This is a genomic window from Marinobacter halodurans (assembly GCF_004327985.1).
Classification (GTDB): domain Bacteria; phylum Pseudomonadota; class Gammaproteobacteria; order Pseudomonadales; family Oleiphilaceae; genus Marinobacter_A; species Marinobacter_A halodurans.
Genome location: NZ_SJDL01000013.1, coordinates 60,127 through 74,178 on the forward strand (window position 1 = coordinate 60,127; position 14,052 = coordinate 74,178).

Sequence of the window (14,052 nt, forward strand, 5' to 3'; positions counted from 1 at the left end):
ACAGCGATTTACCAATACCGCAGTGCGAACCAGTCGATTCACAATATTGATCTTTGTCGTCTGGACACCCTAAAAACGAGAGAGAACCGGATTCTTCTTCGCTGCTTCAAAGGTGCGCGTCGAAATCCCAATATCCACAATGAAGTTTGAGGAGACCAACGTGGAACGCGAATCGATGGAATTTGATGTTCTGATCGTCGGTGCGGGCCCAGCAGGGCTGTCCGCGGCCTGCCGCATCATGCAGATGGCACAGGAATCCGGCGAGGAACTCACCGTATGCGTCGTCGAGAAGGGCTCGGAAGTGGGAGCCCATATCCTGGCCGGCACCGTTTTCGAGCCGACCGCCCTCAACGAGCTCTTCCCGGACTGGAAAGAGAAAGGCGCCCCGCTGAACACGCCGGTTACCCGCGACGACATCTTCGTCCTGCGCGGCCAGGACTCAGCCACCAAGGTCCCCAATGCCTTCGTGCCGCGTAACATGCACAACCACGGCAACTACATTATCAGCCTGGGCAACCTGTGCCGCTGGCTGGCGGAACAGGCCGAAGGCCTGGGCGTCGAGGTCTACCCAGGCTTTGCGGCCTCCGAAACCATCATCGAAGAGGGCCAGGTCAAGGGCATCATCACCGGCGACATGGGCGTGGCCCGTGACGGCAGCCATAAAGACGGCTACATGCCGGGCATGGAACTGCGCGCCAAGTACACCCTGTTCACAGAAGGTTGCCGCGGCCACCTGGGCAAGCGCCTGATCGAGGATTTCAAACTCGATGAAGGCAAGGATCCGCAGCACTACGGCATCGGCATCAAGGAACTGTGGGACATCGATCCGGAGAAGCACGAGCCGGGCCTGGTCATCCACACCACCGGCTGGCCGCTGAATGAGTCCGGCTCCACCGGCGGGTCCTTCCTGTATCATCTGGAAGGCGGCCAGGTGTACGTCGGCTTGATCACCGACCTGTCCTACAGCAACCCGCACATGAGCCCGTTCGAGGAATTCCAGCGCCTGAAGCTCCACCCGGAGATCCGCAAGCACCTGGAAGGCGGCAAGCGAGTGGCCTACGGCGCACGGGCCATCACCAAGGGTGGCTACAACGCCCTGCCCAAGATGAGCTTCCCGGGCGGCCTGCTGCTGGGCTGTGACGCCGGTACGCTGAACAGTTCCAAGATCAAGGGCTCCCACACCGCCATGAAATCCGGCCTGCTGGGCGCGGAAGCGGTCTTCGAGGCCCTGAAGGAAGGCAAGACCGGTGAGGAAATCACCAGCTTCGCCGAGCGTTTCGAGAACAGCTGGCTGTACAAGGAACTGTACGACGAGCGCAACTTCGGTCCGGCCATGCACAAGTTCGGCAACATCATCGGCGGCGGCATTGCCTACCTGGAGCAGAACATCCTGCATCGCAGTCTGCCGATCACCTTCCGGGATACCATCCCGGATTACGCCACGCTGAAGCCGGCCGATCAGGCGAAGAAGATCGACTATCCGAAGCCGGACAACAGCCTGACCTTCGACCGACTGTCCTCGGTGTTCATTTCCAACACCAACCACGAGGAAGATCAGCCGGTTCACCTGAAGCTGACCGATCCGGATATTCCAATCCAGGAGAACCTGCCGAAGTACAACGAACCGGCGCAGCGCTACTGCCCTGCCGGCGTGTACGAGGTGGTGGAAGCGGACGACGGCAGTGGCAAGAAGTTCCAGATCAACGCGCAGAACTGCGTCCACTGCAAGACCTGCGACATCAAGGATCCGGCCCAGAACATCACCTGGGTTACGCCGGAAGGCGGCGGTGGTCCGAACTATCCGAACATGTAATAACGTTCGGCCGGACTAAAAGGCGACCTTCGGGTCGCCTTTTTTATGGCAAGGTCATCGTCATACAGCCGGACTCGCGCCCCGCTTTTCTTCGGACATAAAAAAGCGGCTCAATGAGCCGCTTTTTCGATAACCCACCTGAGGCTTAGTGCACGTGGCCGTGCTCTACCTCTTCTTCGGTCGGCTCGCGGGTTTCGATGACTTCCACATCGAAGTTCAGGGTCTCACCGGCCAGCGGGTGGTTGGCATCGATGGTCACGCTGTCTTCCTGGACTTCAACGACACGAACGACCTGCGGGCCGCCCGGAGTCTGTGCCTGGAACTGCATGCCCGGCTCGATGGTGTCGACGCCTTCAAAGGCGGAGCGCGGAACCGGCTGCACCAGCTCTTCATTCTTCTCGCCGTAGCCTTCGGCCGGCTCAACGGAGACCTGCACCTGGTCACCAGCCTGCTTCTCGTTCAGCGCTGACTCCAGACCGCTGATAATGTTCTGTGCGCCTTCCAGATAGGTCAGCGGCTCACGACCTTCCACACGGGAAGAGTCGAGCTGCTCGCCCTGGTCGTTGGTGAGCGTGTAGTGAATGGTAACAACACGAGGTTGGGCCATGTGATCTCCTTGCGTGCCGCAAAATAAGCAATGTGTTTAACTCGGTAATCGAAAGTGTGCGTGAACAGGCGGACTGCACAGAGGGACTAACGACAACCATCCTCGTTCGAGAGCCAGGCTCGACAGTAAAACAAAGATGTTTAGTGCAACAGCTTAACAAAGGTCTCGCTGCGTACGCTACCTGAGGTTGAGACCGCAGCCCGGTTTTTCAAGGGGGCCGGCCAGATTTTTGGAGCAAGCCGTCCGGCCCCCGTCACAACGCCTGGCGTTGCATCAGACCTGTCCCAGTTCAAAGAACCGGCCATCGCTCCATACGCCCAGCACCCTGTCGTCCTCCGGGCTGGCCACGGCGTGTTCGGCCAACTCATAGTAGGCTGGCGTCACCAGCCGGGCCTCGAGGCCCTGAACAATGCCAACCAGCGGCCGTGGCTCGCCGTTGTCGTAATGGTCCATCCGCAGGGGATGCTCCGGGCCGATAACCAGCGATTCGCCGGTGTTGAGCGTCAGCGTCAGCATCTGTTCGCGCCCTTCCCCGCTGGCCTCAAGCCCATGAGCCAGCAAGGGCGTATCCTCGACCTCCAGGCGCCACTTCTCGACGGGCGTTACGAGATAGTATTCGCCGTCATCCTCGCGACGCAGGATGGTTGAGAAAAGCTGCACCATCGCCTGACGCTGCAAGGGGTTCCCCTGGAACAGCCAGGTGCCATCCCGCAGGATGCGCATATCGATGTCTCCGGACAGTTCCGGGTGCCACTTGTCCAGCGGCGGACGACCCTCGAAGGCGGCCCGAGCCTCGCTGATCTGCTCTTCAATGCGCTTGGTTTGGTCTGTCATGTTCTCTCCCGTTTATCGAATTCCGGCTCGCTCCGCCTGGGCTCCCTGATACTTGTCGATGGGAAAAGACCACATAGGTCTGGATGGCTCCGTCTCTGGTTCTCTGTGTGGTAGTGTCGTCCTGGTGGGCCCGACCCGGATCATTCAAGACGTCGACATGAGGATACCCAATCGTATCATGGACCTGGATCGCGAATTTAAACTCGACCCTGATATCAGCTACCTCAACCACGCCGCCGTTGCACCCTGGCCTGCCCGGGCCACCGACGCCGTCGCACGCTTTGCCCGCGAGAACGCCGAACGGGGCGCGCAGCACTATCCGCGCTGGATGGAGGTCGAGGGCCAGTTGCGCGAGAACCTCGCCCAACTGCTGAACGCCCCCTCAGCCGACGACATCGCGCTGGTCAAGAACACCTCGGAAGCCCTGTCCTTCGTGGCCTACGGACTGTCCTGGTCCCCCGGCGACGAGATCATTATCTCCGACCAGGAATTCCCATCCAACAGCATTGTCTGGGAATCCCTCGCCGACCAGGGGGTCAAGGTTCGCAAAGTCAGCCTCAACGGGCCCGATTGCGAAGCCGATATCATCGCCGCATTCAATGAACGCACCCGCCTGTTATCCATCAGCTCCGTGCAATACGGCACGGGGCTGCGGGTGGATCTGGAACGGCTCGGCCAGGCCTGCCGGGACGCCAATGTGCTGTTCTGCGTCGACGCCATCCAGAGTCTGGGCGCCCTGCCGATGGACGTACAGGCCGCGCAGATTGATTTCACCATGGCCGATGGCCACAAGTGGCTGCTGGGTCCAGAGGGCCTTGGGGTTTTCTATGTACGGCCGGAACTGCGGGACCAGCTCAGGCTGAGCGAATACGGCTGGCATATGGTGGATAAACGGGGCAACTTCGACCAGAAGAGCTGGCGTATCGCACCGTCGGCGGTTCGCTTCGAATGCGGAAGTCCCAACAGTCTGGCAGCCCATGCACTGGAAGCCAGTACGGCCCTGCTGCTGGAATATGGTATGGACCGTGTGCAGGCGCAGCTTTTCAACAAAGTCGACGTCCTGGCGGAGGCGCTGCGGCAGATCCCCAAACTCGAGATCCTGAGCCCATTGGACGAACGCCGGCGCTCAGGGATCCTGACGTTCCGGATCGATGGCCAGGATTCCCAGGATCTGTATAAGGCGCTCATGGACGAACGGGTGATCTGTGCCAACCGGGGCGGCGGCGTCCGCTTCTCCCCGCACTTCTACACGACGGAAAGTATGATGGGTCAGGCGGTGACCCGTCTTCGAAAGCGGCTTGGCACCCGCTGAATCAGGCGAGGAATTGCGCCTTCAGGTCGCCGCAACCGGGCCCGACGATGGGCAGGTCGAGTACCACTGCCTGGCTGGTCATGAACGGGATACCGCGGCGGTGGCCGTCCACCAGCAAGGTGGACAGCGATCCCACCAGGGGCATGTGGGAGATAATCATCAACGTATGCGGCAGGTTGTCCTCGGTCAGCAGCGCATCCAGGCACTCCCCCGGATCGTCGTCCGGGGTCAGGAACGGCCGTTCGATGACCGGCACGTTGATCACCTCGCCCACGATCGAGGCCGTCTGCTGGGCCCGGGTCAGGGTCGAGCACCAGATCAGCTCCGGCCGCCAGCGGGAGGACGCAATGTCACTGGCCACCCGGCCGCATGCGAAGCGGCCGGCCTCGGTCAGCTCCCGCATCTGGTCGATGCTGTGCCAGCCGGCTTCACCGTGTCGCATGATGATCAGTTTCACAGCAGCCACCCCTTACACCTCAGGATGACAGGGTGCGTGGCAGGATAAACTCCACGTCCGAATTCTGCACCGCTGTCATCAGCCCATTAATGACGTCATGGATCGAGGCATCGCTGTACAGGATCTTGTGCAGACCGCCAACCAGCGGCATGGGCACCCCCATGTCCTCGGCCTTGTCCTTGACCAGCTGCAGCGTGCGTATGCCTTCAGCCACCTGCCCCAGTTCGGCAACGGCATCCTCCAGTTCCTGACCCTTGCCGACAGCGTAACCGATACGGAAGTTCCGGCTCTTGGACGAGGTGCAGGTCACGATCAGATCGCCGACACCGGCCAGGCCCATGAACGTCATCGGGTTGGCCCCGAGACTCACGGCAAACCGGCTCATTTCCGCCAGACTCCGGGTGATCAGCATGGCGCGGGCATTCTCACCCAGCGACAGGGCCGACGCCATGCCCGCCACGATCGCATAGATATTCTTCAGGGCGCCGGCCAACTCCACGCCGTAGACATCGACATTGGCGTAGACCCGGAAATAGTCACACCCCAACAATTGTTGGACCCGATTACGGACTTCCGGCTCCTTGGCCGCAATAACGGTCGCCGTCAAATCCCGCTCAGCAATCTCCTGCGCGAGGTTGGGGCCGCTCAGCACGCCGATACGGGTGCGCGGAATCTCCTCCTGGAGGATTTCGCTCATCAGGCGGAAACCGTCCTTCTCAATGCCCTTGGTCAGGCTGACCACCACCTGCCCATCCTCGAATTCGGCCGCGTGCTCACGGATCACATCGCGAAACGCCTTGCTTGGAATCGCGAGAAAGATCGCTTCGGCGCCATGGACGGCTTCGCGAAAATCCGTGGTGGGTCGAATGTCGCCCGCCAGCACGACATCCGGCATGTATCGGGTGTTCGTTCCCTGGGTACGGACTTCCTCAACCTGCGTCTCATTTCGCATCCAGAAGCGGACGGTATGGCCGTTTTCCGCCAGGACCTTGGTCATCGCCGTGCCGAAACTGCCGCCGCCGAGTACGGCAACCTGCCGGCCGGTGGGAGCGGATGGATGGGCGGATGTCGCTGTTTTGCTGTCAGACATGAAAATACCGTGGTGTGTGAATCAGGGATGCAGGGCGACGGGCGGCGTTCGGGCGAAGCGGATCAGCATGGCAAAAACAGGCGGATGCGGCACCCCGGATCAGGGCTCCTCGCACTCCAGCGCCCGTACCAGGTTCTTGAACTCTTCGCGATTGCGGCTGTTCATGCCCATCAGGACCCGGTGTGCATCCAGTACCTTGTCACGGACCTGCTGCTCGCTGGCCCGCAGCACCGGAATCTCTTCCAGCTCTTCAATCCGGGAGGCGGGTTCGCGCACGATGATGAAAATCTTGTCGAATCCCATGGATGTAATGATGCGGGTTACGTCGGGATTGGTGGAGATCAGTGTCGGCAGGAAATGGCTGCGCTTCTCGGCTGCCATGGCGATCTTCGCCAGCAGCCCCAGCGTGGTGCTGTCGATAATCTCGGTTTCGGAGAGATCAATGACGACCGTGCGGAATTCGGGGTCGTTTGTGATGGACTCAACCAGATTGTCCAGCGTCGAACACAGGTTCAGCCGGATTTCACCGATAAACTTCAGGACATAAATCCCTTGTTGCTCAGCTTGCAGTATCTTGTAGCTAGACATCTTAGTTCGCCACTACGTCTGTCACTGTCACAATAGCGATATCGTCCGGCAATTCCGTGATTGCGTCGAGGTTCAGCGCATCACTCAGGGATGCGATAGTGTGACGACCTCCGGAGACGACTTCAAGTAGTTGTCGTTCCTTTTCATCGAGGCTGCGGGCCTTGATGACTTCCAGGATTCCGTCGGAAAACAGGATCAGGCGGAATCCCTCCTCCAGCGGCATCTCATAGACCTCCCAGGTCGGGCTCTCAAACAGGCCGACCGGCAAGCCGGTACCTTCCAGAAAATGCCACTCGCCCTTCGCATTACCGACCATCGGCATCGGGAAGTGTGCACCGACGGCATAGGCCAGTTTGCGCTCCCGATGGTAGATGATCCCGGCAAACACGGTCAGGTGCTTGCCCAGGCCGGTGTCCAGCAATTCCGAATTGATGCGCTGCAGGAACCGGTCCGGATACAGGATATCATTGCTTGATCCCCTTCTTACATTACGTTGTAGCCGATTCGTCAGATTCTTCAGTAATACGGTCACAAACGCCGAACTGGCGCCATGGCCGGAAACATCGGCAATGTAGACCAGCGTCCGGTTCTCATCCAGCGGGAAATAGTCGAGAAAATCGCCACTCAGGTAGAGGGACGGCTTGATCATATGATCGATAGACACCGCAGACGACTCAAAGTGCCGGTCCGGCAGCATCTTGAGCTGCACCTTGCGCCCGGCCCGCTGATCCGCCCGCAATTCCGCAATCCCGGCGCGAAGGTCGCGGTTGGCCGCTTCCAGTTCCTGGCGGTAGACCTGGTTCAGCCGCGACACCCTGACCCGGTCGAACATCTTGGCCAGGACGTCGTCCAGCAACTCCTTGTCGCGGTAGGGTTTGATCACGAAGTCGGCGGCACCGGCGCGCAGTGCCGAGATCACCTCTTCGGCCGTTTCCGAGGCATGGCAGGCGATGACCGGCACGAAGGCCTCTTCGTCATCCATACGGTCGACAAGTTTGCGGATGCCATCGGCGGAAACGTCGGCAAAAATCGCATCGGGCATGTCGTCCTCGAATGCGGCCTCGGCCTTCTTGATACTGGCGTGCATACTGACATAAAAGCCCCGGGATTCCAGGAAACGATCCAGTTCCTTGGCAGCCGCGGGGTCCGGATCAATAATCAGAATGCGCTCAGTGCGCGATCCCATTTAAACTTCCTCCGAGAACACCCGCTGTATCAACGGGATATCACATGGCCATTTCAGGGGCTCCCCTTATCCGCTATTCTGGCACGGCGGCGACATATAACAAGCCTGAGGAGGCCTTTCCCGCATGCCACGAGCGATAGATGACCTGCTGGGCGCCTACGACAAGCTCATCATGGATCCGGTACATGGCGGTATCCCCTTGTATCGCCACGAGATTCAGGTAATCGACCACCCGCTGTACCAGCGTCTGCGCAATATCTGCCAGAACGACATCCTGAGCCTGGTCTTCCCCGGGGCGACCCACTCGCGGTTCCTGCACAGCATCGGCGTGATGCACGTGGGAACCCGCATGTTCCGTTCGATGATCAACGCCTATCTGCGGGAACAACAGCTCAGCCGGGATGTGGACCTGACGCTGACGCAACTCGAGGCGATCGACTACCTGTCCAAGATCATTCGCCTGGCCTGCCTGCTGCACGACAGCGGGCATTCCAGCTTTTCGCACCAGTTCACCCAGGCGCGCCGGATCAAGGAACTGATGAGCCGTCCGAGCCGCTTCCGGGATCTCTGGGAAGGCATCGATATCAGCGACATCTATCGCCAGCCGCCGGAGGAACTGGAGCACGAGCACTACTCCGTCCGGGTCGCCTACGACGTCCTCGAAAACACTGATCTGGAAGCCGCCGGGCTGCATCGTAACGATGTCCTGGGCATTATGGAAACCACCCGCGTTTCCCCGTCCGACACCTTCTGCCGCCACGCCGAGACGTTCTGGTCGTTTATTGCCGGGCCGGACGCCCACGCCGGTGCCCTCCAGGACACCTCGACCCCCCGCCTGGTGATGGATCTGCTGTCCTCGATCGTGTCCGGCGAGATCGACGCGGACCGTGCCGACTACATGCTGAGGGACGGTTTCCACTCGTCCGTCACCATCGGCGGGTTCAATCTCGACCACCTCCTGAGCAACCTGCGCTTCGGCTGGAATGTGGAAGAGCCCTGGCTGGGACTGGCCATCACCCAGAAAGGCCTGGGCGCGCTGGAGGACTTCGTCTACAGCCGCTACCAGATGTACCGCAAGGTGTATGCCCACAAGACGGCGCTGGGCTTCGACTGGCTGTTGCGGGAAGCGATCAACGAGGTGCTGGAGGATCCGGAGACGTTCGACTGGGTCGATGTGTGCCTGAGCCGCATGGATTATTTCGCCGAGCTGACGGACAACTTCTTCTGGGAAGCCTTCCGACGCAAGGCCCGCCAGGTACCGAACAGCTACTCCAAGTGCATCGTGGACCGGATCCGGCTCGATCACCTCGATACCCGGGAGAACCTGGCACCGGAACAGCAACAGGCGCACATCGAGAAGTTGGCCGGCATGCTGGGCACGTCCCCGTCCGAGGTGGTCACCTGCACGATGCGCGCCCGCTTCTCCAACATCCAGGACAACTTCAACGGCATCAAGGTGCTGATGCGCGAACCGGTGACCCGGCGGCGCCACCTGAAGCGGATTACCGACGTCAGTGCCTTCTTCTCAAAGTTCGGGGACGGCACCATCACCCATTTCTATCGTCGTCCGGCCCTGCTTCGCGGGACCTGAGCATTGAGCCAGCCAGGGCCAGCCCGCTCTGGAAAGCGCCTTCGACCCGGCCCCCGGCCAGCCAGTCACCACAAAACCCGATACGCTCCCGGGCATGCCAGATATGGCCGGGGCGGTCGCCACCGTCCCGGGTCTTGGCGTAAAGCCAACGGTGCGTCAGGACCGTCTCCGGAAGCGTCGACAGGTGGGCACACGCGCCGAAGGCATCCAGTAACTGATGGGCAACCCAGTCCGGATCCGCGCCCCGGTGTTCTTCCGACCAGTCCGCACGGGCATGCAGCACCCACCAGCAACCGTCGTTCTCCCGGCCGGGCTTGCTGCTGTTGTTGGCGGCCCACTGCAAGGCCGGGTGCCGGCAACTGAAGCCATCCACGCCCGGACAGGGGTTCTCCGGAAAAGCCGCCATGACCGCCCAGCAGGCATCCAGTGGCAGCGCCACCAGTTCGTGGGCGGAGTCATCGAGGCCGGTGTCCGACGCCGCCAGCAAGTCGCGGATCTGCGCCGGCGGTGTGCTGATGACGACGGCATCGAACATGCCCTGCTCCACCCCTTCGGTATCCTCCAGCGCCCAACCGGATCCGGCCGGCAATACCCGGGCAATGCGGGTGTTGTAGTGAATCGCCAGGTCCGTTGCCAGGGCACGGGAGATGACGCTCATCCGCGGAACGCCGACGTACCGGGGGCCGGCCATGAAATCGGTCCAACGACCATCGTCCTGCTGGAAGCGGAGCTGGCCGTGCCATTCCCCAAATGAGTCATTTCCGGCCCAGTTTTCCAGGAACCGGCGAAACGCCGGATCGCGGATGGTGAAATACTGCGCCCCGATATCGATCGTTCCGTCCGGCACCCGCCGCGCAGCCAGGCGACCGCCCGGGCCACGGCCCTTCTCGAACAGGGTAACGCTCAGCCCGGCCTCCCTCAGTTGAATTGCAGCCGTCAGTCCGCTCATCCCTGAACCAACAATCGCGACGCTTCGTATAACGCTTTCGACTGGTTGAGTGTGATCCATGTGCAAGGTGAGGCATCCAAAGTGTTGGTTTTAAACGTACAGTCATCGCCGCCAGGTCCCGGGCGCAACCGGGGTCAGGGCATTCGCATCATCCAGACCGTGTATTGATAAGGCATCGACGTTCATGACCCGAGTTCAGCATTGCTATTACAGTATCCAAAGGTGGTTCGATTCCGAAGCGCATTCGGATCAGCTTGACCGGCAGTCCCGCGCTTTCAACTGGATTCGGGTGCTGCCCTTCCTGGCGCTTCACCTGGCCTGCCTTGGTGTGATCTGGACCGGATCCAGCGCGTTTGCCGTTGGCTTTGCGATTGCTTTCTTTGTGGTGCGCATGTTTGCCATCACCGGTTTCTACCATCGTTATTTCTCACACAAGACGTTCAAGACCAGCCGGGGCTGGCAGTTTGTCTTCGCCCTGCTGGGTGCCAGCGCCGCCCAACGCGGCCCGCTCTGGTGGGCGGCCCATCACCGGCACCACCATCAGCATTCCGACGCCCCGGAGGATCTGCATTCGCCCCAGCACGGCGGCTTCTGGTGGTCCCACATCGGCTGGTTCACCTGTGATGCCGGCTTCGCCATGGACGACAAGCGGGTGCGCGACTGGCTCAAATTCCCCGAGTTACGCTTTATCAACCGCTTCGACGCCCTGATGCCCGCCGTCTGTATCACCCTGATCTACCTGCTGGGCGAAGCCCTGGCCCGCTGGGCACCCGGTCTCGGCACCAGCGGCCTGCAACTGGTGGTCTGGGGTTTCTGCATCTCTACGGTTGCCCTGTTCCACGCCACAGTATCGATCAATTCCCTGGCCCATGTCTGGGGCCGGCGCCGCTTCGAAACCGAGGACGACAGCCGCAACAACGTCTGGCTTGCGCTGCTGACCCTGGGTGAAGGCTGGCACAACAATCATCACCGATGGCCACTGTCCGCCCGCCAGGGCTTCCGCTGGTACGAAATCGACGTTACCTATTACCTGCTGTGGCTGATGGAGAAGCTGGGCATCATCCATGACCTCAATCGCCTGCCCGAGCACATCCGTCAAGAGGCCATCGAGATTGACCGTCAACACCGGAGGGATGTCGCATGACCGTCATGCCGGAGACCTGCCTGGATCGATTCCAGCGGCTTTTCAACCAGATGTCCTCGGATCGGATCGGAGCACTGGAGACCGTCTACAGTCCCGATGTCCGGTTCACGGATCCGTTCGTCTCCATAGAAGGTCTGGACGCGGTGACTGATTATTTCACCAGCGCCTATACCAATGTTATCAGTTGCCGCTTCCACTTCGACGATGTGATCGGCGCCGATCACGCCGTCTGCCTGCCCTGGACGATGACGCTCCAGCATCGCCGCATCCGCCGCGGGGCGCCGGTACAGGTGGACGGTATCAGTCACTTGCAGCTGGCTGACGACCTGGTTATTGCGCATCGCGATTATTTCGACGCCGGTCAGTTACTTTACGAGCACTTGCCGGTGCTGGGCTCGGCGGTCCGTCTGATCAGGAAATACGCGGCATGAGCCACTCCACGCTTGACCGCCCGATAACCCTCTGGCTGACGGGCGCGACCTCCGGCATCGGCAGGGCGCTGGCCCAGGCCCTGCTGGAACAGGGCCAGCGGGTGATCGCCACCGGGAGGCGGCGCGAATCGCTGGAGACACTGGCCGCGTCCTACCCCGGTCAGGTCACCGTTGCGCCGGCCGACACCACGGATCGCGAAACCCTCGGCGCGCTGTCCGAAACGTTTACCAGACAGGCACCGGTGCAAATGGCGATTCTTAACGCCGGCACCTGCGAGTATCTGGACGTACGGAGCTTCGACGCCGATGTGATCGAACACAACCTGCATACCAACGTCACGGGCACCGCCCGCAGCATGGAAGCCGTGCTGCCCGCCCTGCGCCACGCCCGCCGCCAGGGCCTGCCCGCCGAACTGGTGATCGTCGGCTCCTCGGCCTGGTGGTTCCCATTCGGCCGGGCCGAGGGTTACGGCGCCTCCAAGGCGGCGCTGGCCTACCTGGCCCATTCTCTGCGGGCCGATCTGGCGGCCGAAGGTATCCGGGTCACGCTGGTTTCCCCGGGATTCGTGAGAACACCGCTAACCGATCGCAACGATTTCCCCATGCCCTGCCTCATCGAGGCCACCGAGGCCGCCGATCGTATCATCAGGGGACTGCATCGCGGCGCCGCCGAGATCCATTTCCCCCGGCGCTTTACGGTGACACTGAAACTGCTGGGCGCATTACCACAGAGCTGGATGGACCGACTGGCCGCCCGAATGACCCGATCATCCAAGGAACACCCTGAATGACAAACCGACAGAAAATAGCCGTCGTCGGCGGAGGTATCTCCGGCCTCACCAGCGCCTGGTTGCTGGCCGATCATCACGACGTGACCCTGTTCGAGGCAGCGGATTACGCCGGCGGTCACACCAACACCCGCCCGGCCGAACTGGGCGGTCGCACCTGGGCGGTCAACACCGGTTTCATTGTGTTCAATGACTGGACCTACCCCAATTTCATCAAGCTGATGGACCGGCTCAACGTTGCCTGGGAAGAGAGCGACATGAGCTTCAGCGTGGCCTGCGGGAGGACCGGGCTGGAATACAACGGCACCAGCCTCAACACCCTGTTCGCGCAGAGACGTAACCTGCTGAATCCGCCGTTCCTGAACATGGTCCGGGAGATTCTCAGGTTCAACAAGCAGACCCGCATTGATCTCGCCGCCGGCAGGATCAGTGACGACGAAACCCTGGGCGAGTATCTCAACCGCAACCGCTATTCCCGGTATTTCCGTAACTTCTACATCGTGCCGATGGGTGCCGCCATCTGGTCGGCTCCGGAAATCGTGCTGGAGCAGTTTCCGGTTCGGTTCTTCCTGCAGTTCTTCAACAACCACGGCATGCTGTCGGTGGACGACCGGCCCACCTGGCGCGTCATTTGCGGCGGGTCGGCCAGCTACGTCGACCGGATGATGGAGAAACTCGGGCCACTCACCCGGCTGAGCAGTCCCGTTTCCGCCATCCGCCGCTTTGACGATCACGTCGATGTCGCCGTTAATGGCCAGACCGAATCCTTCGACCAGGTGATCCTGGGCTGTCACAGCGATCAGGCGCTGGCGATGCTGGCCGATCCGACCGACGCGGAAGCGGATATCCTCGGGGCGATCGAATACCAGGATAACGACGTGGTGCTGCATACCGACGACCGGCTTCTGCCCCGCAGCCGCCGTGCCTGGGCCGCCTGGAACTATACGATTCCGGAACACCCGACCGAGCCGGTCTCAGTCACCTACGACATGAACATCCTGCAGAATTTCGACGACGCACCGGAAACCTTCTGCGTCACCCTGAACCGGTCCGATGCCATCGATCCGGCCCGCATTATCGAGCGATACAGTTACGCCCATCCGGTGTTCACGATGGCCGCGGTCAACGCCCAGCAACGCTACGCCGAGATTGGCGGTCACAACCGGACCCACTTCTGCGGCGCCTACTGGTTCAACGGCTTCCACGAAGACGGCGTGCGCAGCGCCCTGCGGGTGACCAGCGCCTTTGGGGTGGGGATATAG

The 14,052-nt window shown here is 61.1% G+C and carries 14 protein-coding genes; 7 read left to right on the forward strand and 7 right to left on the reverse strand.

Features of this window, described 5'->3' with window-relative positions:
• Positions 1–160 precede the first annotated feature (160 nt).
• Entirely contained in the window at positions 161–1,813 is a 1,653-nt protein-coding gene (locus EZI54_RS10320; RefSeq protein ID WP_131481677.1) for an electron transfer flavoprotein-ubiquinone oxidoreductase, read from the forward strand.
• 145 nt (positions 1,814–1,958) lie between these two features.
• On the opposite strand, the gene EZI54_RS10325 is transcribed toward EZI54_RS10320, so the two are convergent.
• Positions 1,959–2,420 (reverse strand): FKBP-type peptidyl-prolyl cis-trans isomerase, encoded by a 462-nt coding sequence (locus tag EZI54_RS10325; RefSeq protein ID WP_131481679.1) that lies wholly within the window; start codon positions 2,418–2,420, stop codon positions 1,959–1,961.
• A gap of 273 nt (positions 2,421–2,693) precedes the next feature.
• Positions 2,694–3,254 carry a DUF1285 domain-containing protein gene (locus EZI54_RS10330; RefSeq protein ID WP_131481681.1) on the reverse strand — a complete coding sequence of 187 codons (561 nt, stop codon included), beginning with the start codon at positions 3,252–3,254 and terminating at the stop codon, positions 2,694–2,696.
• A 157-nt stretch (positions 3,255–3,411) separates the two neighbouring features.
• Between EZI54_RS10330 and EZI54_RS10335 the strand changes: the two genes are divergently transcribed.
• Complete coding sequence (locus tag EZI54_RS10335; RefSeq protein ID WP_242674413.1) at positions 3,412–4,566, forward strand: aminotransferase class V-fold PLP-dependent enzyme; 1,155 nt, start codon at positions 3,412–3,414, stop codon at positions 4,564–4,566.
• A 1-nt stretch (position 4,567) separates the two neighbouring features.
• On the opposite strand, the gene EZI54_RS10340 is transcribed toward EZI54_RS10335, so the two are convergent.
• The 4 genes from EZI54_RS10340 to EZI54_RS10355 all read right to left on the reverse strand — a co-directional run bounded on the left by EZI54_RS10340 (position 4,568) and on the right by EZI54_RS10355 (position 7,887).
• Positions 4,568–5,023 (reverse strand): SixA phosphatase family protein, encoded by a 456-nt coding sequence (locus tag EZI54_RS10340; protein WP_131481743.1) that lies wholly within the window; start codon positions 5,021–5,023, stop codon positions 4,568–4,570.
• 19 nt (positions 5,024–5,042) lie between these two features.
• Positions 5,043–6,113 (reverse strand): NAD(P)H-dependent glycerol-3-phosphate dehydrogenase, encoded by a 1,071-nt coding sequence (locus EZI54_RS10345; RefSeq protein ID WP_131481683.1) that lies wholly within the window; start codon positions 6,111–6,113, stop codon positions 5,043–5,045.
• 99 nt (positions 6,114–6,212) lie between these two features.
• The gene (locus EZI54_RS10350) at positions 6,213–6,701 is read right to left on the reverse strand and encodes an STAS domain-containing protein (protein WP_131481685.1); all 489 of its coding nucleotides are present in this window, start codon (positions 6,699–6,701) and stop codon (positions 6,213–6,215) included.
• Between the two features lies 1 nt (position 6,702).
• Complete coding sequence (locus EZI54_RS10355) at positions 6,703–7,887, reverse strand: PP2C family protein-serine/threonine phosphatase (protein ID WP_131481687.1); 1,185 nt, start codon at positions 7,885–7,887, stop codon at positions 6,703–6,705.
• Between the two features lie 124 nt (positions 7,888–8,011).
• Here EZI54_RS10355 and EZI54_RS10360 point away from each other — a divergent pair, with 124 nt between their 5' ends.
• The gene (locus EZI54_RS10360) at positions 8,012–9,478 is read left to right on the forward strand and encodes an HD domain-containing protein (RefSeq protein WP_131481688.1); all 1,467 of its coding nucleotides are present in this window, start codon (positions 8,012–8,014) and stop codon (positions 9,476–9,478) included.
• Here the strand turns inward: EZI54_RS10360 and EZI54_RS10365 are convergent.
• The gene (locus EZI54_RS10365; RefSeq protein ID WP_131481690.1) at positions 9,435–10,487 is read right to left on the reverse strand and encodes an NAD(P)/FAD-dependent oxidoreductase; all 1,053 of its coding nucleotides are present in this window, start codon (positions 10,485–10,487) and stop codon (positions 9,435–9,437) included. The genes EZI54_RS10360 and EZI54_RS10365 overlap by 44 nt on opposite strands.
• A gap of 124 nt (positions 10,488–10,611) precedes the next feature.
• Here EZI54_RS10365 and EZI54_RS10370 point away from each other — a divergent pair, with 124 nt between their 5' ends.
• From EZI54_RS10370 to EZI54_RS10385, 4 genes are read left to right on the forward strand one after another with little or no spacing between them, the layout of a single operon-like run.
• A complete protein-coding gene (locus EZI54_RS10370) occupies positions 10,612–11,571 on the forward strand; it encodes an acyl-CoA desaturase (RefSeq protein ID WP_131481692.1) in 960 nt (319 codons plus the stop codon).
• Positions 11,568–12,002, forward strand: a complete 435-nt coding sequence (locus tag EZI54_RS10375) for a nuclear transport factor 2 family protein (RefSeq protein ID WP_242674415.1) — start codon at positions 11,568–11,570, stop codon at positions 12,000–12,002. The genes EZI54_RS10370 and EZI54_RS10375 overlap by 4 nt, the downstream gene beginning before the upstream one ends.
• Positions 11,999–12,793, forward strand: a complete 795-nt coding sequence (locus EZI54_RS10380; RefSeq protein WP_131481694.1) for an SDR family NAD(P)-dependent oxidoreductase — start codon at positions 11,999–12,001, stop codon at positions 12,791–12,793. Before EZI54_RS10375 ends, EZI54_RS10380 begins: the two co-directional genes overlap by 4 nt.
• Positions 12,790–14,052 (forward strand): NAD(P)/FAD-dependent oxidoreductase, encoded by a 1,263-nt coding sequence (locus EZI54_RS10385; protein ID WP_131481696.1) that lies wholly within the window; start codon positions 12,790–12,792, stop codon positions 14,050–14,052. The genes EZI54_RS10380 and EZI54_RS10385 overlap by 4 nt, the downstream gene beginning before the upstream one ends.

Excerpts from the sequence above, each read along its gene's own strand:
- EZI54_RS10385 (WP_131481696.1), top strand. The coding sequence starts at position 12,790 with ATGACAAACCGACAGAAAATAGCCGTCGTCGGCGGAGGTATCTCCGGC.
- EZI54_RS10355 (WP_131481687.1), bottom strand. The coding sequence starts at position 7,887 with ATGGGATCGCGCACTGAGCGCATTCTGATTATTGATCCGGACCCCGCG.
- EZI54_RS10370 (WP_131481692.1), top strand. The coding sequence starts at position 10,612 with ATGACCCGAGTTCAGCATTGCTATTACAGTATCCAAAGGTGGTTCGAT.
- EZI54_RS10365 (WP_131481690.1), bottom strand. The coding sequence starts at position 10,487 with ATGGATCACACTCAACCAGTCGAAAGCGTTATACGAAGCGTCGCGATT.
- EZI54_RS10330 (WP_131481681.1), bottom strand. The coding sequence starts at position 3,254 with ATGACAGACCAAACCAAGCGCATTGAAGAGCAGATCAGCGAGGCTCGG.
- EZI54_RS10335 (WP_242674413.1), top strand. The coding sequence starts at position 3,412 with ATGAGGATACCCAATCGTATCATGGACCTGGATCGCGAATTTAAACTC.
- EZI54_RS10350 (WP_131481685.1), bottom strand. The coding sequence starts at position 6,701 with ATGTCTAGCTACAAGATACTGCAAGCTGAGCAACAAGGGATTTATGTC.
- EZI54_RS10345 (WP_131481683.1), bottom strand. The coding sequence starts at position 6,113 with ATGTCTGACAGCAAAACAGCGACATCCGCCCATCCATCCGCTCCCACC.
- EZI54_RS10360 (WP_131481688.1), top strand. The coding sequence starts at position 8,012 with ATGCCACGAGCGATAGATGACCTGCTGGGCGCCTACGACAAGCTCATC.
- EZI54_RS10380 (WP_131481694.1), top strand. The coding sequence starts at position 11,999 with ATGAGCCACTCCACGCTTGACCGCCCGATAACCCTCTGGCTGACGGGC.
- EZI54_RS10325 (WP_131481679.1), bottom strand. The coding sequence starts at position 2,420 with ATGGCCCAACCTCGTGTTGTTACCATTCACTACACGCTCACCAACGAC.
- EZI54_RS10375 (WP_242674415.1), top strand. The coding sequence starts at position 11,568 with ATGACCGTCATGCCGGAGACCTGCCTGGATCGATTCCAGCGGCTTTTC.